The sequence below is a fragment of the Bacillus atrophaeus genome (assembly GCF_001584335.1).
In the GTDB taxonomy this organism is placed as follows: Bacteria; Bacillota; Bacilli; order Bacillales; family Bacillaceae; genus Bacillus; species Bacillus atrophaeus.
Genome location: NZ_LSBB01000001.1, coordinates 292,642 through 310,101 on the forward strand (window position 1 = coordinate 292,642; position 17,460 = coordinate 310,101).

General features: G+C 43.7%; 16 protein-coding genes and 1 pseudogene. 13 read left to right on the top strand and 4 right to left on the bottom strand.

Annotated elements, in window-relative coordinates; genetic code table 11:
* Positions 1 to 5 precede the first annotated feature (5 nt).
* The 3 genes from qoxB to qoxD are packed head-to-tail and all read left to right on the top strand — an operon-like array spanning position 6 to position 2,954.
* On the top strand, positions 6 to 1,955 hold the full coding sequence (qoxB, locus tag AXI57_RS01420; RefSeq protein ID WP_010790300.1) for a cytochrome aa3 quinol oxidase subunit I: 1,950 nt from the start codon (positions 6 to 8) through the stop codon (positions 1,953 to 1,955).
* Between the two features lie 14 nt (positions 1,956 to 1,969).
* The gene (gene qoxC / locus AXI57_RS01425) at positions 1,970 to 2,584 is read left to right on the top strand and encodes a cytochrome aa3 quinol oxidase subunit III (protein WP_003326411.1); all 615 of its coding nucleotides are present in this window, start codon (positions 1,970 to 1,972) and stop codon (positions 2,582 to 2,584) included.
* Position 2,585: 1 nt separating this feature from the next.
* Positions 2,586 to 2,954 carry a cytochrome aa3 quinol oxidase subunit IV gene (qoxD, locus tag AXI57_RS01430; RefSeq protein ID WP_010790299.1) on the top strand — a complete coding sequence of 123 codons (369 nt, stop codon included), beginning with the start codon at positions 2,586 to 2,588 and terminating at the stop codon, positions 2,952 to 2,954.
* A gap of 49 nt (positions 2,955 to 3,003) precedes the next feature.
* On the opposite strand, the gene ywcE is transcribed toward qoxD, so the two are convergent.
* Positions 3,004 to 3,264 (bottom strand): spore morphogenesis/germination protein YwcE, encoded by a 261-nt coding sequence (gene ywcE / locus AXI57_RS01435; protein WP_061669036.1) that lies wholly within the window; start codon positions 3,262 to 3,264, stop codon positions 3,004 to 3,006.
* Between the two features lie 253 nt (positions 3,265 to 3,517).
* Between ywcE and AXI57_RS01440 the strand changes: the two genes are divergently transcribed.
* The 4 genes from AXI57_RS01440 to AXI57_RS01455 all read left to right on the top strand — a co-directional run bounded on the left by AXI57_RS01440 (position 3,518) and on the right by AXI57_RS01455 (position 8,276).
* Entirely contained in the window at positions 3,518 to 4,675 is a 1,158-nt protein-coding gene (locus tag AXI57_RS01440) for a GNAT family N-acetyltransferase (protein WP_061669037.1), read from the top strand.
* Between the two features lie 219 nt (positions 4,676 to 4,894).
* On the top strand, positions 4,895 to 6,079 hold the full coding sequence (locus AXI57_RS01445; protein ID WP_010790296.1) for an FtsW/RodA/SpoVE family cell cycle protein: 1,185 nt from the start codon (positions 4,895 to 4,897) through the stop codon (positions 6,077 to 6,079).
* 101 nt (positions 6,080 to 6,180) lie between these two features.
* Entirely contained in the window at positions 6,181 to 6,930 is a 750-nt protein-coding gene (gene nfsA, locus AXI57_RS01450) for an oxygen-insensitive NADPH nitroreductase (protein WP_003326417.1), read from the top strand.
* Between the two features lie 344 nt (positions 6,931 to 7,274).
* Complete coding sequence (locus AXI57_RS01455; RefSeq protein ID WP_061669038.1) at positions 7,275 to 8,276, top strand: LLM class flavin-dependent oxidoreductase; 1,002 nt, start codon at positions 7,275 to 7,277, stop codon at positions 8,274 to 8,276.
* A 3-nt stretch (positions 8,277 to 8,279) separates the two neighbouring features.
* Here AXI57_RS01455 and AXI57_RS01460 read toward each other — a convergent pair whose 3' ends face one another.
* Positions 8,280 to 8,528: a hypothetical protein gene (locus AXI57_RS01460; protein WP_003326421.1), complete on the bottom strand. Its 249-nt coding sequence runs from the start codon at positions 8,526 to 8,528 to the stop codon at positions 8,280 to 8,282.
* 103 nt (positions 8,529 to 8,631) lie between these two features.
* Positions 8,632 to 11,052, bottom strand: a complete 2,421-nt coding sequence (locus tag AXI57_RS01465; RefSeq protein ID WP_061669039.1) for a S8 family peptidase — start codon at positions 11,050 to 11,052, stop codon at positions 8,632 to 8,634.
* A gap of 520 nt (positions 11,053 to 11,572) precedes the next feature.
* Here AXI57_RS01465 and AXI57_RS01470 point away from each other — a divergent pair.
* Positions 11,573 to 11,893, top strand: coding sequence for a hypothetical protein (locus AXI57_RS01470; protein WP_061669040.1), 321 nt, complete (start codon positions 11,573 to 11,575; stop codon positions 11,891 to 11,893).
* A gap of 28 nt (positions 11,894 to 11,921) precedes the next feature.
* Positions 11,922 to 12,752, top strand: a complete 831-nt coding sequence (locus AXI57_RS01475) for a PRD domain-containing protein (protein ID WP_061669041.1) — start codon at positions 11,922 to 11,924, stop codon at positions 12,750 to 12,752.
* 43 nt (positions 12,753 to 12,795) lie between these two features.
* Here the strand turns inward: AXI57_RS01475 and AXI57_RS20590 are convergent.
* Positions 12,796 to 13,058: pseudogene (locus tag AXI57_RS20590) on the bottom strand (formate/nitrite transporter family protein); the annotation flags it as partial.
* Between the two features lie 261 nt (positions 13,059 to 13,319).
* Here AXI57_RS20590 and AXI57_RS01485 point away from each other — a divergent pair.
* The 4 genes from AXI57_RS01485 (at position 13,320) to AXI57_RS01500 (ending at position 17,445) form a co-directional block, all read left to right on the top strand.
* Positions 13,320 to 14,705, top strand: a complete 1,386-nt coding sequence (locus AXI57_RS01485) for a sucrose-specific PTS transporter subunit IIBC (protein WP_003326428.1) — start codon at positions 13,320 to 13,322, stop codon at positions 14,703 to 14,705.
* Complete coding sequence (locus AXI57_RS01490; RefSeq protein WP_061669043.1) at positions 14,702 to 16,141, top strand: sucrose-6-phosphate hydrolase; 1,440 nt, start codon at positions 14,702 to 14,704, stop codon at positions 16,139 to 16,141. The genes AXI57_RS01485 and AXI57_RS01490 overlap by 4 nt, the downstream gene beginning before the upstream one ends.
* Positions 16,142 to 16,288: 147 nt before the next feature.
* Positions 16,289 to 16,849, top strand: a complete 561-nt coding sequence (locus AXI57_RS01495; RefSeq protein WP_061669044.1) for a sugar O-acetyltransferase — start codon at positions 16,289 to 16,291, stop codon at positions 16,847 to 16,849.
* Between the two features lie 347 nt (positions 16,850 to 17,196).
* Positions 17,197 to 17,445 carry a hypothetical protein gene (locus AXI57_RS01500; RefSeq protein WP_003326431.1) on the top strand — a complete coding sequence of 83 codons (249 nt, stop codon included), beginning with the start codon at positions 17,197 to 17,199 and terminating at the stop codon, positions 17,443 to 17,445.
* Positions 17,446 to 17,460: the final 15 nt, after the last annotated feature.

Here is a 17,460-nt window from a genome sequence, read left to right on the forward strand (position 1 = left end):
CTCGCATGAAATTCAAATGGGATGAATTTTTCGTAACAGGTGACCCATTAATCCTGGGCGCACAAGTGTCCATCGGACTTACAACCATCGCTCTTATTTTCGTGCTCACTTACTTTAAAAAGTGGAAGTGGCTTTGGTCTGAATGGATAACGACTGTTGACCATAAAAAACTCGGAATCATGTACATTATCGCTGCGGTGGTTATGCTGTTCCGGGGCGGGGTCGACGGCTTGATGATGCGTGCCCAGTTAGCGCTTCCTAATAACAGTTTTTTAGACTCTAACCACTATAATGAAATTTTTACGACTCACGGTACGATCATGATTATCTTCATGGCGATGCCGTTCTTAATTGGACTTATTAACGTTGTTGTACCACTTCAAATCGGTGCGCGCGACGTAGCATTTCCTTATTTGAACAACCTAAGCTTCTGGACATTCTTTGTCGGAGCGATGCTATTCAACATCTCTTTCGTTATCGGAGGATCTCCGAACGCAGGCTGGACCAGTTATATGCCGCTTGCAAGTAATGAAATGAGCCCTGGGCCGGGTGAGAACTACTACCTGCTCGGACTTCAGATTGCCGGTATCGGTACGCTGATGACGGGTATCAACTTCATGGTAACGATACTGAAAATGCGCACGAAAGGCATGACGCTTATGCGTATGCCGATGTTCACTTGGACGACGCTGATCACAATGATTATTATCGTGTTTGCTTTCCCTGTACTTACAGTAGCATTAGCACTTTTATCATTTGACCGTTTGTTCGGGGCACACTTTTTCACACTGGAAGCTGGCGGTATGCCGATGCTTTGGGCGAACCTGTTCTGGATTTGGGGACATCCTGAAGTATACATTGTTATTTTGCCGGCATTCGGTATTTTCTCAGAGATTATTTCTCAGTTTTCAAGAAAACAATTATTTGGTTACAAAGCGATGGTTGGTTCCATTATTGCCATTTCCGTATTGAGTTTCCTAGTATGGACTCACCATTTCTTCACAATGGGGAACAGTGCGTCTGTTAACTCATTCTTCTCGATAACGACAATGGCGATCTCGATTCCGACCGGGGTTAAAATATTCAACTGGCTGTTTACGATGTATAAAGGCCGGATCAGCTTTACAACGCCGATGCTGTGGGCGCTTGCGTTTATTCCGAACTTCGTTATCGGCGGGGTTACAGGGGTTATGCTTGCGATGGCGGCAGCGGATTATCAGTACCATAATACGTACTTCCTTGTATCTCACTTCCACTATGTGCTGATCGCTGGTACTGTATTTGCATGTTTTGCCGGATTTATTTTCTGGTATCCGAAAATGTTCGGCCACAAGCTGAACGAAAGAATCGGAAAATGGTTCTTCTGGATCTTTATGATCGGGTTCAATATTTGTTTCTTCCCGCAATATTTCTTGGGGCTTCAAGGAATGCCTCGCCGTATTTACACATACGGACCGAATGACGGCTGGACAACATTGAACTTTATCTCAACTGTGGGTGCCTTCATGATGGGTGTCGGATTCTTAATCCTTTGCTATAACATCTATTACAGTTTCCGTTACTCTTCTCGCGAGATCAGCGGAGATGCATGGGGCGGAGGACGTTCACTTGAGTGGGCGACTTCATCTGCAATTCCGCCGCATTACAACTTTGCGGTGCTTCCTGAAGTCAAATCTCAGGATGCGTTCTTACAAATGAAAGAAGACAAAGTTGATATTCATCCGGAAAGCAAATTCAAGAAAATCCATATGCCTAGCAACTCAGGCAGACCGTTTATTATGTCGGTTGCATTCGGTATAGCCGGTTTTGGACTTGTGTTTGAATGGTATTGGATGGGCATCATCGGCCTGATCGGAGTTCTGCTCTGTATGGTTCTTCGTTCATTCGAATATGACAATGGCTACTATGTAAGTGTTGACGAAATAAAAGAGACGGAAAGAAAGATTTCCGAGTAAAGGAGGCGTGACTTATGGAACATGCAGAACACGGCAATTCTAACGCGCCTATGGAATACCAATCTGAAACCGGCAGGCTGAATATCCTCGGGTTTTGGATCTTTTTAGGGGCAGAAATTGTGTTGTTCTCAACACTATTTGCAACCTTCTTCGTTCTTCAAAACAGAACAGCAGGAGGGGTCTTGCCAGAAGAATTATTTGAAGTTAACCTGGTAATGATTATGACATTCTTGCTGCTTATCAGCAGCTTTACCTGCGGGATCGCTGTTCATGAAATGCGCCGCGGAAGCTTAAAAGGCGTCGTCATTTGGACAATTATCACACTTCTTCTTGGCGCCGGCTTTGTCGGTTGTGAGATCAATGAGTTTGTCCACTATGTACATGAAGGAGCATCTCTCGGTACAAGTGCGTTCTGGTCTGGATTCTTTGTTCTGCTTGGAACTCACGGAACTCACGTAACGATCGGTATTTTCTGGATTGCAGGAATTTTACTTCAGTTGAAGAAACGCGGACTTACTCCGCAGACTTCATCTAAAATCTTTATCTCAAGCTTATACTGGCACTTCTTAGATGTTGTATGGATCTTCATCTTTACCGGTGTCTATCTCATGGGATTGGGGGGTCTGTAAGATGGCGACTAATGAACACAATCACTTTCCATGGAAGCACATTGTAGGTTTTGCGTTGTCTATTGTTCTGACCCTGCTTGCCCTTTGGGTTGCTGTGTATACGGACTTGAGCTCATCAGCAAAACTTTGGATTATTTTCGGATTTGCCTTTATTCAGGCAGCCTTGCAGCTCCTCATGTTTATGCACATGAGAGAGAGCGAAAACGGCACGATTCAGGTCGGAAACACGTTGTTCGGATTCTTCGGCGCAATCGTTATTGTGCTTGGATCTGTATGGATTTTCGCTGCCCATTATCACCACGGTGATCATATGGATGGAAATCCTCCTGGAGGCGCTGAACACTCAGAGCATTCCGGACACAATAAATAAAGACGAATTAGAAAAACCCTCTTCACATGAAGAGGGTTTTTTGCTGCAGTCAGCTGCTTCTTTTTCTGCGGAGATATGGAAGTCCGTAAATGAGAAAGGCCGCAATATGGGCAACAATGACGTTGACAGCAAACAGTACGATCATGAGAGTGTGTCCGAGTGGAGAAAGGCTTTCTGTTGCGTAAAAGTAGAAGAAAACCCACATTAAAATGATTGGCGGAATAGCTGAGAGTGCGACTTTTTTGTTATCAAGCCAAATAAAAAGAGGAGTGGCGGTAGCAACCAGTAAATAAGCAAAAAACATGTCCATTTTACCCGTCTCCTTTCATTTTGTGATAGCGTTTACAAAAATGAAATAGAGGAAAGAAATTGTGTCTGTTTTGTGGTCGTTTTTTGAACATTTTGTTACATTTATTATACCATGTTTTCCAGAAATTGATACATGTTTTGTGCGGATTGTGTTGCAACTATAGCCTTATTTTTAAAAGCTCGATGGATAGGAGTTTGTATACAGTTAGGCGAATATAAGGGCAGAGAAGACTTGTGAATCAGGAGGAATATAAATGAGCAGAGTCGTTAAGCTTGAAACAGATGATGATTTAGACGAAGTCTTGCGTATGTCAGAGTATGCATTCCATTACCCGCTTTCAGACGAGGAACGGAAGAAGAATAAAAAGATATTAGATCAGCATCATATTATCGGAGTGAAGGAACAAGGCAAGCTGGCGGCAAAGCTCCACATTATTCCTTTCACCGTGATGCTGGAACAGAGTGAGCTTAAGATGGGAGGAATCGCTGGTGTAGCCGCGTGGCCTGAAAAAAGAAGAAAAGGTGCGGTAAAGGAGCTGATCATCAAATCGCTGTCTATTATGAAAGAGCAGAAGCAAACAATCAGCTTTCTGCACCCGTTCCTCATATCCTTTTACAGAAAATTTGGCTGGGAGCTTTCCTTTTATCAAAAGGTATTCACAATAAAGAAAGAATACCTTTATCAGCTTGAGGAGACTCCAGGAACAATTCAAAGACTAGACAGGGAAAATGGGGCTTTAAGGGCGGAAGGAATCTACAGCGAGTACAGAAAGCGGTATAATGGATTGCTAAAACGTTCACGAGAGCATTGGTTAACGAAGATATCCAAAAACCAGTTTATTGCCGTGTACCACTCGGCAGATGAAGTTCCTTGTGGATATCTTGTGTACAGAATGGAGAAAAGAATCATGCTTGTGGATGAAATGATCTTTCTCAATCAGGAGGCACAGAAAGGCCTGTGGAACTTTATTTGTCAGCACGATTCGATGCTCGATGAGGCCGTCATAACCGCAGAACCCCATAGTGAGCTTGATTTCTTAATAGCCGAACCGCGAATCAAGCAGGAGCTTTATCCATACAGTATGGCACGAATTGTTGATGTGGAGGGCTTTTTGCAGCAATATCCGAAACAGGCGATCAAAGAACCGTTTTTCTTTCAGGTAAAGGACCCTTGGGCTGATTGGAATGAGCGGCTCTTTTGCTTGAATTCGCAAGGTGTCTCCATTGTTGAGGAAAAAGCGCCGGAGAACACATTGTACTGCAGCATATCAGCCTTCAGCGGCTTTTTCCTTGGCGCCCGCTCTGCCCAATTCCTGTATGAAACCGGCCAATTGTCAGGACCGCTTTCTGAAATAGAAAAACTGGATGCAGCGATCCGTCCGCGCTCTCCGCTGCTAATGGACTTTTTTTAAACCAACGCCCCTTCAACAACGAAGGGGTTATTTCGTTTGAAAACTTTTGTGGTAGCCGAAACATTTCTGTTCCTTACACGTCATATTTCGTGTAGCATAAAAAGCCGTCAATGAATGGGCAAAAATCAAAAAAGGAAACAACCTTCTCGTATTATCTTGAAGGAGGTTCATGTATAATAAACAATAGTGATTTCCGATGAAAATGTAAGGCGGGATAGAATGAGTCGATACAAGAAACAGCAAAACCCCTTTTACCAGGGGGATTTGATTTTTATATTTGGTGTGTTTTTTATTATTAGTGTGGTAGCCATTTATGCTGCTGGTCAGTTTGGACAATATGGCAGCAATGCTTGGACGAGACAAATTGTTTATTATGTACTGGGCGCAATTGTGATTGGTGTACTTCTTTATTTTGATTTAGAACAGTTAGAGAAGCTTAGTTTATATATATATATATTAGGCATATTATCTCTTATTGTATTAAGAATAAGCCCGGAATCCATTGCTCCAGTAAAAAACGGCGCAAAAAGCTGGTTTCAATTTGGATCAGTAACCTTGCAGCCGTCTGAATTTATGAAAATCGGGTTAATGATGATGCTGGCTTCAGTCATTTCTAAGGCTAATCCAAAAGGTATACGCACTCTTAGGGACGATATGATTCTTTTAGCGAAAATTGCAGGGGTTGCTGTTATTCCGATTGGTCTAATTCTTCTGCAGGATGCAGGAACTGCTGGAATCTGTATGTTTATTGTTTTGGTCATGGTATTTATGTCAGGTGTAAACTGGAAACTGATCTCTGTTATTGGCGGATCCGGAGTTATTTTAGTTTCACTCATTTTATTAGTTATGATTAATTTTCCGGATGCTGCGAAGTCAATAGGGATTCAGGATTACCAAATCAATAGGGTGACGTCTTGGGTTGCTGACTCTGGTTCGTCAACTGAAACTGACAGTGATAACCATTGGCAGGTTAATCAAGCAGTAATGGCAATTGGCTCAGGCGGTATTACCGGTAACGGAGTCCATAATCTAAAGGTTTATGTTCCAGAGGGACAGACCGATTTTATCTTCGCTATTTTGGGCGAGAGTTTTGGTTTTTTGGGCTGTGCCATTGTCGTGATTATGTATTTCTTTTTAATATATAGACTTGTCGTTCTCATTGATAAAATAAGTTCTTTTAACCGTTTTGCTTCTTTCTTTTGCGTAGGGTTTACAGCTCTTATTGTCATCCATACCTTTCAAAACATCGGAATGAATATCGGCATTATGCCTGTTACCGGAATTCCGCTGTTATTTGTCAGCTATGGAGGGAGTTCTACGCTTTCCACATTGATCGGTTTCGGCATCGTCTACAATGCCAGTGTTCAGCTTACAAAATATAAGAGTTATCTATTCAATTCGTAAATGTAAAGACAGCCGTCAGCAGGCTGTCTTTTTTTGCGGAGCATTTCACTTTTGGCATGGCTCTGTTTCGGATATGATAAAAGGAGAAGGAGGTTCTTTTGATGAACAATACAATTGAAACCATTTTAAATCACCGTTCCATCCGGTCTTTTACCGATCAGCTTCTGTCTTCAGAAGAGATTCATACATTAGTCGAAAGCGCACAGGCGGCATCTACGTCCAGCTATGTACAGGCTTACTCCATTATTGGGGTTTCCGATCAAGACAAGAAGCGTGAGCTGTCTGTTCTCGCCGGCAATCAGCCGTATGTTGAACATAACGGGCATTTGTTTGTTTTTTGTGCTGATTTGTACCGCCATAAAGCATTGGCTGAACAAAAAGGGGAAGACATCACCGAGCTGCTGGAAAATACGGAGATGTTTATGGTCAGTATAATTGATGCAGCGCTTGCCGCTCAGAATATGAGCATTGCGGCAGAATCGATGGGGCTTGGCATTTGTTACATCGGCGGCATACGAAATGAGCTGGACAAAGTAACGAAGGTGTTAGAGACACCGGATCATGTTCTTCCGCTATTTGGACTTGTTGTCGGGCACCCGGCAAACACTTCAGGGAAAAAGCCAAGGCTGCCGAAGCAAGCTGTATATCATGAGAATGTGTATGATTCGAGTGAGGAGAATTTCCGTAAAAACATGAATGAGTATGACCAAACCATTTCGAATTATTACAAGGAAAGAACGAATGGCCAGCGGGTTGAAACGTGGTCGGATCAGATTCTTCAATTCATGAAGCAAAAACCGCGTACGTATTTAAATCAATATGTGAAAGACAAAGGCTTTAATAAACAATAACCATAAGACCTCTCCAAAAAGCTGGGGAGGTTTTTTGTGTTTCACGTGTAACATATTCCGACAAATTAAGACATGTTCATCATATATTTGATGAACAAATAAATGACAATCCACAGGGGGACGCTAAAGAGGATTCCGAATAGGCCGCCTTTGAACAAATTTCCGTCATTTCTTGAGGCACTGGGATTTTGGCGCGGGGTCTGTTGATTCTTTATCCTGGATCGGCTCCTCCTATTGATGGCATGATGTTTAGTTTATTATGTCCATGTTAAAAGGTAAAAGTGTGAGCGTCCTATGAGAAAAAAAGGCCGGGCAGTGATACGATGATGGTGAGGTGGTAGGGAATGATATCATTAAGTATATTAGATCAATCTCCTGTATCAGAAGGTCAGTCGGCGGAAACGGCTTTACAGCAGACTGTCGAACTTGCACAAGCGGCGGATGACCTTGGATATAAGAGATTTTGGGTTTCTGAGCATCATTTTTCCAAACGGCTGGCCGGCTCTAGTCCGGAGGTTTTGATCAGCCATATTGCGGTCAGAACGAAGCGTATTCGTGTCGGGTCAGGCGGTGTGATGCTGCCGCATTACAGTGCTTATAAAGTTGCTGAAAACTTCCGTGTGCTTGAGGGGCTTACGCCTGGAAGAATAGATCTCGGACTTGGCAGGGCGCCGGGCGGAATGCCGATTGCTTCATGGGCGCTGAATGATGGCGGAAAACGCAATGCAGATCAGTATCCCCAGCAAATTCGCGAGCTGACAATGTATTTGCATGACTTAGCTGATGACAATCACCGTTTTCCAAATCTGACGGCGGCGCCTCATATTTCCACTGCGCCGGATGTGTGGCTGCTTGGCTCCTCAGGAGAAAGCGCGCTGCTTGCTGCTGAAACGGGAGCGGGATACATGTTTGCGCATTTTATCAACGGAGAAGGCGGAGAAGACACCGTCAGACAGTATAAAAGAAGGTTCAAGCCATCTGTCTTGGGAAAAGAGCCACGAGCGGCAGTCGCTATTTTCGTCATTTGCGCCGATACAGAGGAAAAAGCGGAAGAGCTTGCAGCGGTGCTTGATTTTACACTGCTTGCAGGGGAGCAGGGTATACCTTTAGATGGCGTGCCTTCTTATGAGAAGGTCCGCGGGAATACATACTCGCCCTATGAGCAGAGACGGATTGATGATAACAGAAGCCGGATGATCGTTGGCACGAAAGAGCAGGTGAAGGAACAGCTTTTGGCCCTCAGCCAGGCTTATGGGACAGAGGAAATTATGGCAGTGACGATCACCAATCAATTTGCGGACAAGCTAAAGTCTTACCGTCTGCTTCGTGACGCGTTTGTTGAATAAGAGTCAGCGCCTTGTTTGCATGTAGCGTCTGAGGTGATAAAGGGGAGCGATGATGAGAAGCGTCATAAAGTAGACAGCGGTCACGGCCCAGCTCAGAGGCTGAATAAGCAGAGTGTCCACCGTGTCTTCTGCCGCTTTTTGAAACGGGCGGCGGCTGCCTTTTTTGTGATGGGATAAGCAGTAGAGCGCAGTGAAAACAATAAAACAGACAAAAAGCATAGTGAGTGATAATAAGATGAAGAAAGAAAGCATGGCTTGTACGCCCTCCAAATCTTTTTTCAGACACTTATGTATAATCATTCATTAGTGTAGCACAAAAAAAGCCCTGCCGAGTCTTTCTCGGCAAGGCTTCTTATTATTCGACAGTAAAAGGTTTCTGCGTCAGAACCTGACTTGATTTGCCTTTGTTAGCCGCATAGGCGAGCATATAATATTCACCGGTCGGGAGCTTGCTTTCACCGTTGATTTTACCATCCCAATCAAAGTACTGATAACCTTTATCTTGGTTTTTGTAGATGCCTGCCTGGCCCATGAACTCAAAATTTTGGTCATATACGAGAAATGCCAGCTCTTCGGCTCCAGCCGGAAGATAAGTCTCAATCTCGTAGGTGCCTTGTACAGAACCTTCACTTACATCAATTGAAGTGACTCGCGGATAGTCAGGCTCCTTTACGATTAACAATGTAGGAATCTTGGCGACTGTTTTTCCGCCTTCTCTTACTGTAACCGTTCCTTCATAGGTACCGGCCTTTGCTTTTTTTGTATCCACGTTTACTTTGGCAACGGCTTTTCCGGTTTGGCGGGCAGGAATGACAACACGGCTTGTTCCTGACGTTGTAATGCCGTTACCGTTAAATGAATACTCAAGCTGGTACGACTTTCTGATGGAGGATTGGTTTTCAATTGTAAAGGTTTCTTTTTTCGTTTCTTTTCCTTTTTCCTTCAAAAATGTGCCGTATGAATAGCTTCCCGGAGAAACGATGGAGTCGGCTTTAAGGGTGTTTATAATTCTTGCGCTGCCCGCTCCTTGGGTATTATGCGGATACACCTTGCCATCTCCGTCTTTTAATGTCACAGCTGTATTCATGATGGCGGATTTAATTTGTTCGACGCTCCATTTAGGCTTGGCCTGCTTTATTACCGCAACCGCACCGGCAATATGAGGCGATGCCATACTTGTTCCTTGCTTAGATCCGTATCCGTACGGGTTGTCAGAGTCATGTGTCGGAATGGTGCTGACAATGTTGACGCCGGGTGCGGAAATATCCGGTTTAATCATCCATGTATCCATGACGGGACCGCGGGATGAGAAATCAGCGACCTGTTCGCCCAGCGCTTTAGAAACAGTCAATTCGAATGTTGCCTTTGTATCGCCTTTTTGGATATTTTTGACGAGTGTTTCACCGTCTTCTAGTGAAAGCTTCATTGTCGGTACAGACATACCCGGGACATTGGCTTCAATTTCTCCTGCGTAATTGTTATACACAATCATACCGATTGCACCGGCTTTTTTTGCATTGTCCGCTTTTTCCACAAACGCAATATTTCCTCTTTTGACAACAGCAATTTTACCTGTCAGATCTTTTCCTTCAAAATCCTTTGCTTCGCCGAGTCCCGCCTCCACAAGTTCTAATTCTTTGTGGTTTAGCGCTTTCATGTCGTTTTCCTTGTCATAGCCCAATACTTTGGCAGAGGCGAAAGAGCCGAATGTGACGACGTATTCATTGAGCGGCAGCTGGGTTGCTCCGACTGAAATTGCCTCTCTTGAAGTACCCGGCGATCCGACTGTCCAGCCGTTTGGCCCGCTGTTTCCATTTGAGGTGACGGCTACGACTCCTTCTGACATCGCCCAATCTAGCGCGGTGCTTGTGGCCCAGTCCGGGCTGTTCACTGTATCTCCAAGAGAGAGGTTCATCACATCAGCGCCGTCTTGTACGGCGCGTTCCACACCGGCGATCACATTTTCAGTCGTGCCGCTTCCTCCAGGCCCAAGAACACGATACGCAAGGAGAGTGGCATCCGGCGCAACACCTTTAATCGTTCCGTTTGCAGCAACTGTCCCAGCTACGTGTGTTCCGTGATCGGTCGCTTCACCTCTAGGGTCGCCGACCGGCGTTTCTTTAGGCGTGTAATCATTGTCTACAAAATCATATCCTTTATATGGACCGAAATTCTTCTTCAGATCAGGGTGGTTATATTCGACGCCGGTATCAATAACAGCGACTTTCACCCCTTTGCCTGTGTAGCCTAGATCCCATGCATCATTGGCTCCAATGTAAGGTGCGCTTTCATCCATCTGCGGAGAAATGGCGTCTTGGGCAATAGTGATGTCCTTCTTCTTCAGATGATCGGTCGTATAGGTTACATTCGGATAAACGGCCTTTACATCCTCAACGGCAAGGAGTTTTGGAATCTCATTGGCAGGAAGTTTCATAGAGAAGCCTGAAAATACCTGCTCATATTCTCGGTGAACCTTCCCGTTTTTCACCGCTTTTGCCACTTTACTTTTCGCTTTTGAGCGGGCGTTTTTCAGTTTGTTTTTCGACTGGCTTTCGCCTGCATCCTTTGCTTCGGCTAAAGATTTTTCTTTTAACTCAACAATAACGGTCGTTTGCTTTTTGGTCGTCATATCAATGTCACCGAATACTTCGGCTTTTTCCAGGTCAGGCGACTTTTCCTTCGAAGCCGGAACGGCCTGAACACCTGTGATACTTGTGGATAACGTAAAGAATAATACAAAACTCAAGAGCAAAAAGCGAATCATCCCGTTTTTCAATGTGTTTCCCCCTTTTGATAGTTAACAATATCTAGTATATATTTCTTGAAAATTCAAAAAAATCCTTGTGACATTTGGCTCATTTATGGGTTTTTTTGTGTATAAAGAGGGAGTTATACACAGAACCCTGTGAATAACTTAATAAATCTGTGTATATATATAGTTGGGAATATATGTTCCTATACAAAATATTGATAGAGAATGTGGATATGTGGATATACCCTGTGATTAAGTTGTTCTTATCTTTGGGATAACGTGTGAATAATTTTTTTGATCGGTTCCCTAATTTTCATTCCGTTTCGAGCAGCATTCAACAAAACTTCTTAAAACTAGTTTGTTTTTTCACTCATATTGTGACAAAGAATTCCTTTCATTCGGTCTATCATAGAGTCATGAGTTTGCTAGAGCCGCTAGTTTGCCAGAAAAGAATTCGGCCGTCTTTTCCGGTGACAGCGTCAAGAAAGAAAAACAGGCTGGCTGCAAAGGCTGCCTGCAATAAGAAGCGGAGGGATGTTTTGCGATGAAACGTTTGCTTGTATCTTTAAAGGTGTGGATGGTCTTTCTGATGAACTGGGCTGCGCCGGCGGAACGAAAAATGGTTTCGGCAGCGGTCAATATGATTCAAGGTACATATCAGCGGAATGCGGCAGTCCAAGCCGGAGGGGTATTCTCGTTATCGGATTCGGAGGGGGCGCTTTATGATAGAGAAACAGAAAAACTGCAAGCAGCAGCCGGCTATAAGAATCGATGGCTGAATGCATTCAAGGAATCGCCAAAGCGGGAGAGAGCGGGTCCGGGAATCTTTACACAAAGAATAAAAGGAGGTACAATCCGCTCATAAAGGCTAATTTGGCGGGAGAGAGGACCTCTTGAAAATAGATAAGGTATTAAACAACAATGCGGCTGTCATAAAAGAGAATGGCCAGGAAAAAATTGTGATGGGCCCGGGAATTGCGTTTCAAAAAGGGAAAAATGATATCATTCCCAGTAATAGAGTCGAGAAGATCTTTGTCGTGCACGACGAGAATGAAAAGTTCAAACAGATTCTTCAAACGCTGCCCGAGGCGCACATAGAAGCGGCTGAAAACATTATCAGCTACGCGGAAGGAAAGCTCGCTGCACCGTTGAACGACCACATTCATATCGCGCTTTTGGATCATTTGTCCTTTGCGATCGAAAGGATTCAAGATGGTTTGTTTGTGCAGAATAAATTGCTGCATGAGATTAAAGCGCTCTATAAAAATGAGTATGAGATCGGCCTATGGGCCATCGCTCATGTAAAAGAGACATTGGGTGTGTCTTTGCCTGATGATGAGGCAGGATACATCGCCCTTCACATCCATACCGCGAAGATGGATGCGGAAAGTATGTATTCAGCGCTGAAACATACGACAATGATTAAAGAAATGATAGAGAAAATAGAAACCTATTTTAATCGAAAGGTGGACGAAAATAGTATTTCCTATCAACGCCTTGTCACGCATTTACGATATGCAGTCACCCGGTTGGAATCAAATGAAGCGCTTCATGTCATGGACGATGAGATGCTTTGTTTCATCCAAAAAAAGTATTCTTTTGCTTATCAGTGTGCGCTTGAGCTGGCGGAGTTTTTAAAAAATGAATATCAATTGAATCTGCCGGAGTCCGAGGCCGGTTATATCACGCTGCATGTCCAGCGTCTTCAAAATATCTCGGAATAACTGCCCCCTGAGCTTGCAGAGAGCCTGATCTCTGGAAGTTTTTTTATTTGTCTGCATTTAGCGAATGATATAACAATCTCATCATGGCGGTGCCCGCGGTTAGATTTCCGAGCGTCACGGGCATCAGGTTTCTGACAGCTCCCATCAATGTTACTGTATCTGGATGGTCGATGGAAAGTGCGATCGCGAAGGTGCATATATTTGCGATACTGTGTTCTTAACCGGAAATGAAAAAACAGAACACAAAGAGCAGCATGGCAAACAGCTTTGCCCTTCTCCTTTTGGAGACATCGGAATGAAAAAAGCTTTCCATAGCATGTCTCCTGCCTTCTGTGTAGGGAAGGTCCATTGCTCTTCAACATCCTATGACTGGTATTTAAAAAAACTGTTGACGAAAACGCTATCATATTTTATGATGAAAGCGCATTCTAAAACTAAATCAAGCGGGATTGTGACTGGTAAAGCAGGCAAGACCTAAAATTTGCGTAAATGAAAAAGGATCGCTGTGTCCTTTATTCGTTGGCGAATTTTAGGTCTTTTTTGTTTTTAAAAAGGGGGAGAAAAAAGATGGATTACAGAGAGACTGCAAAACGCCTTATTATGCTTCTCGGAGGAAAAGAAAATGTCATCAGCGCCGCTCATTGTGCCACAAGACTGCGTTTGGTGATAAAAGATGAACAAAAAATAGATCAAGCGCAAGTGGAAGAGCTTGAAGGCGTTAAAGGCGCTTTCAGCAGCTCAGGGCAATATCAGATTATTTTTGGAACAGGCCTTGTGAATAAGGTGTATGATGCTTTTTCTAAAGAAGCTGATTTAGAACGTGAAGAGGATGTGAATCACCAGGACGCTGCAAAACAGAAACTGAATCCTGCGGCGAGATTTGCGAAAACGCTTTCTAACATATTTGTTCCGATCATCCCGGCTATCGTGGCCAGCGGACTCTTAATGGGATTACTGGGGATGATAAATGCTTTTCATTGGATGAGTGAAGATTCCGCGCTGTTACAGCTGCTCGATATGTTTTCAAACGCGGCCTTTATCTTTCTGCCGATTTTGATCGGAGTCAGCGCTTCGAAAGAGTTTGGCAGCAACCCGTATCTGGGAGCGGTGATCGGGGGGATCATGATTCACCCTAATCTTCTGAATCCATGGGGATTGGCGGAAGCGTCACCTGATTATATGCATCTTTTCGGGCTTGATATCGCGCTTCTCGGTTATCAGGGAACAGTTATACCGGTTCTTTTAGCGGTTTATGTTATGAGCAAGGTGGAGAGATGGACAAGAAAAGTCGTTCCTCATGCAGTGGATCTGCTTGTTACGCCGTTTGTGACGGTGATTGTCACCGGATTTGTCGCCTTTATTGCGATTGGTCCTTTCGGAAGAGCGCTTGGCTCCGGCATTACTGTTGTTTTAACCTTTGTTTATGACCATGCTGGATTTATGGCGGGCCTTCTTTTTGGAGGAGCTTATTCACTTATCGTGCTGACAGGCGTTCATCACAGCTTCCATGCGATTGAGGCCGGCCTCATTTCAGACCTTGGAAAGAACTATTTGCTGCCGATCTGGTCAATGGCCAATGTCGCGCAAGGCGGCGCAGGCCTAGCAGTATTCTTTTTGGCGAAAAAGGCAAAAACGAAAGAAATTGCTCTTCCCGCTGCGTTTTCTGCTTTTCTCGGAATTACAGAGCCTGTCATTTTCGGCGTGAACCTCCGTTACCGAAAGCCGTTTATTGCTGCGATGATCGGGGGCGCATTGGGAGGAGCTTATGTAGTTCTTACTCATGTGGCTGCTAACGCTTACGGACTAACCGGAATACCGATGATCGCGATTGCAGCGCCGTTCGGATTTGGGAATCTGGCTAACTATCTCATTGGCATGTCCATTGCTGGCGTAACGGCATTTATTGCGGCATTTGTAATGAAGATTAATGAGAATGAGGAGAGGAAAAAATGACAAAACATGATCAAGAACTGCGTCGCCGGGCTTATGAAGAGATAGAGAGAAAAGAGCATATTGTCAAAATGGATCCGTACCGCCAGCATTTTCATCTTATGCCGCCGGTAGGTTTGATGAATGATCCGAATGGGGTGATTCATTGGAAGGGGATTTATCACTTGTTTTTTCAGTGGCAGCCGTTTCATGCGGGGCATGGCGCTAAATTTTGGGGGCACTATTCGACGACGGATTTTGTGAATTGGGTGTGGGAAGAGATTGCGCTTGCACCAAGCGAATGGTATGACAAAAATGGCTGTTACTCTGGCAGCGCGGTCAGAAAGGATGGTCAGCTCTATCTTTTTTACACAGGGAATGTCAGGGATCAGGACGGGAATCGGGAAACCTACCAATGCCTTGCTGTGTCTGATGATGGGCGGACCTTTGAAAAGAAGGGGGTTGTCGCCCGCCTTCCTGAAGGATATACGGCTCATTTTCGCGATCCAAAGGTGTGGGAGCATGACGGCAAGTGGTATATGGTCATTGGAGCACAAACGGAGAACCTTAAAGGCAGTGCGGTTCTGTTTATTTCTGACAATTTGACGGAATGGACATTTCTGGGTCCGATTACTGGTCCGGGATTCAATGGACTTAAAGATTTCGGGTATATGTGGGAATGCCCTGATTTGTTTTCTCTTCAGGGGCATGATGTGCTGCTTGTTTCACCGCAAGGGCTTTACGCGGAAGGCATTCATTTTCAAAATGTGAATCAATCAGGATACTTTGTCGGACGGCTTGATTATGATAAGCCCGAGATGAAGCATGGCGGTTTTACCGAGCTTGATTGCGGTTTTGATTTTTATGCACACCAAACCCTTGAAGATGAACGGGGACGGCGGATCATGTTTGCGTGGATGGGTGTTCCTGGCCAGGATGAAACATCTCATCCGACAATTGAGAATCACTGGATTCACTGTATGACGCTGCCGAGACTGCTGACTTTATCAGGGGAGAAACTGATACAACAGCCGCTGCCTGAGATGAAGGCAATGCGGACCAATGAGCAAACAATCGATGTGAAATTGCATCAATCAACCGAAGCGCTTCTGGTGGAGGACGTTGAAAGAACGGAGATTTTGATTGAGAATATCCAGACTCTCTCAGGATTTGAATTCGACATTCGCAAAGCGGCACGTTTTATATTTCGGAAGGATGAAGGGCTTGTAACATTGAATCGGGTAAGCTTTGACGGCGAAAAAACGGAAGAAAGGCATTGCCATATTAATCGTTTGCATACGCTGCACATGTTTATAGATGCGTCGTCTTTAGAAATCTTTATCAACGAAGGGGAAGAGGTATTCAGTGCAAGATATTTTCCTTCCCTTGAAAATCATGAGGTGACAGTGAAATCAAATGGGAATACGGGGATGAAGGTTTCCGTTTGGGCACTGAATTAGAATAAAGTCTCTATCACTTTTAACTGCAATTTTTTCTTGTCGCATGCTTATTTAGTAATAAGAATATTTTAAAAACGATAAAGTTGTTTACTATATACTGTGACCAAAGATTTTATTAAGATTCGAATGATAAGGAGAATAAATATTATGCAAAAGACTGAAAAAGAAAAGATGCTTAACGGAGATTTATACTTTGCAGATGATCAGGAACTGGTGAGAGAAAGAGAACACGCACAAAAATTAACGGGATTGTATAATCAAAGAGTTGAAGGTCACAGCGAAAGCCGTAATACTCTATTACAAAAGCTGCTTGGCTCAACTGGCGATAATATATCTATAATGCCTCCTTTTCATTGTGACTATGGTTATAATATCCATGTAGGAAATAACTTTTTCGCCAATTATGACTGTGTTATTTTAGATGTTTGTCAGGTGAATATTGGAGATAACTGTCTTATGGGGCCTGGAATTCATATTTATACAGCTTCTCATCCCCTTGATAGTGCAAAGAGGATAAGTGGAGCTGAATATGGAAAACCAGTTACAATTGGGGATAACGTTTGGATTGGCGGAAGAGCAATTATTAACCCAGGAGTAACAATTGGACATAACGCTGTAATCGCATCTGGCTCTGTGGTAATAAAAGACGTTCCTGATAATACGTTGGTAGGCGGTAATCCGGCAAGAGCCATTAGACAAATTGATTAAGGATCATTGATCAAAATAATAATATGACAATAAGTAAGTTGTTCAACCTGAAGTAATGCTTAAGTTTCCATGGTGTGTCTTCTGCCTTCTGTGCAGGTATATATTGTGACTGTTTTCACATAATGATTTGCGATGTTTTCTCTAAAAGATGAAGAAGAAGTGCTTAGCGAAAAGTATTTTCCTTTCCCGGGAAATGAGGAGGTCTCTGTTAATTCCGCTGGGAAAACGGAAAGAATGTGTCGATATGGCCAGTTGGTCAATAAAAATAATCCTTTTTTCTTATGTGAAATCTATGCCATCTGTGCTATTCTTCAACGATAGACTACTATTTTTAAGGAGTTGTTTTCTTGAATTTGAATGAACAGAAGATAACGCCGGAATGTTTAGAAAAGGCAGCAGATCAAGTAGAGGATAAGAGAGAAGAATATAAAGAGGTCTTACTCCAGCTCAAAAAAATGCTGGGAGGGTCCATGCCTCATAATGAAATGAGAGAAAAGCTTACTGTTACATACGAACAAATGAAGGAGTACGCGCTGTTTGTTCAATCTATTGAAGCGTTTCTGAGATCATCAGCGAGAAATCTTAAAGTGAAATAATCCCCCTCTTGAATA

Excerpts from the sequence above, each read along its gene's own strand:
- nfsA (WP_003326417.1), top strand. The coding sequence starts at position 6,181 with ATGAACAATACAATTGAAACCATTTTAAATCACCGTTCCATCCGGTCT.
- AXI57_RS01460 (WP_003326421.1), bottom strand. The coding sequence starts at position 8,528 with ATGCTTTCTTTCTTCATCTTATTATCACTCACTATGCTTTTTGTCTGT.
- AXI57_RS01470 (WP_061669040.1), top strand. The coding sequence starts at position 11,573 with ATGAAACGTTTGCTTGTATCTTTAAAGGTGTGGATGGTCTTTCTGATG.
- AXI57_RS01490 (WP_061669043.1), top strand. The coding sequence starts at position 14,702 with ATGACAAAACATGATCAAGAACTGCGTCGCCGGGCTTATGAAGAGATA.
- AXI57_RS01445 (WP_010790296.1), top strand. The coding sequence starts at position 4,895 with ATGAGTCGATACAAGAAACAGCAAAACCCCTTTTACCAGGGGGATTTG.
- qoxB (WP_010790300.1), top strand. The coding sequence starts at position 6 with ATGAAATTCAAATGGGATGAATTTTTCGTAACAGGTGACCCATTAATC.
- AXI57_RS01440 (WP_061669037.1), top strand. The coding sequence starts at position 3,518 with ATGAGCAGAGTCGTTAAGCTTGAAACAGATGATGATTTAGACGAAGTC.
- qoxD (WP_010790299.1), top strand. The coding sequence starts at position 2,586 with ATGGCGACTAATGAACACAATCACTTTCCATGGAAGCACATTGTAGGT.
- ywcE (WP_061669036.1), bottom strand. The coding sequence starts at position 3,264 with ATGGACATGTTTTTTGCTTATTTACTGGTTGCTACCGCCACTCCTCTT.
- AXI57_RS01485 (WP_003326428.1), top strand. The coding sequence starts at position 13,320 with ATGGATTACAGAGAGACTGCAAAACGCCTTATTATGCTTCTCGGAGGA.
- AXI57_RS01455 (WP_061669038.1), top strand. The coding sequence starts at position 7,275 with ATGATATCATTAAGTATATTAGATCAATCTCCTGTATCAGAAGGTCAG.
- AXI57_RS01495 (WP_061669044.1), top strand. The coding sequence starts at position 16,289 with ATGCAAAAGACTGAAAAAGAAAAGATGCTTAACGGAGATTTATACTTT.
- qoxC (WP_003326411.1), top strand. The coding sequence starts at position 1,970 with ATGGAACATGCAGAACACGGCAATTCTAACGCGCCTATGGAATACCAA.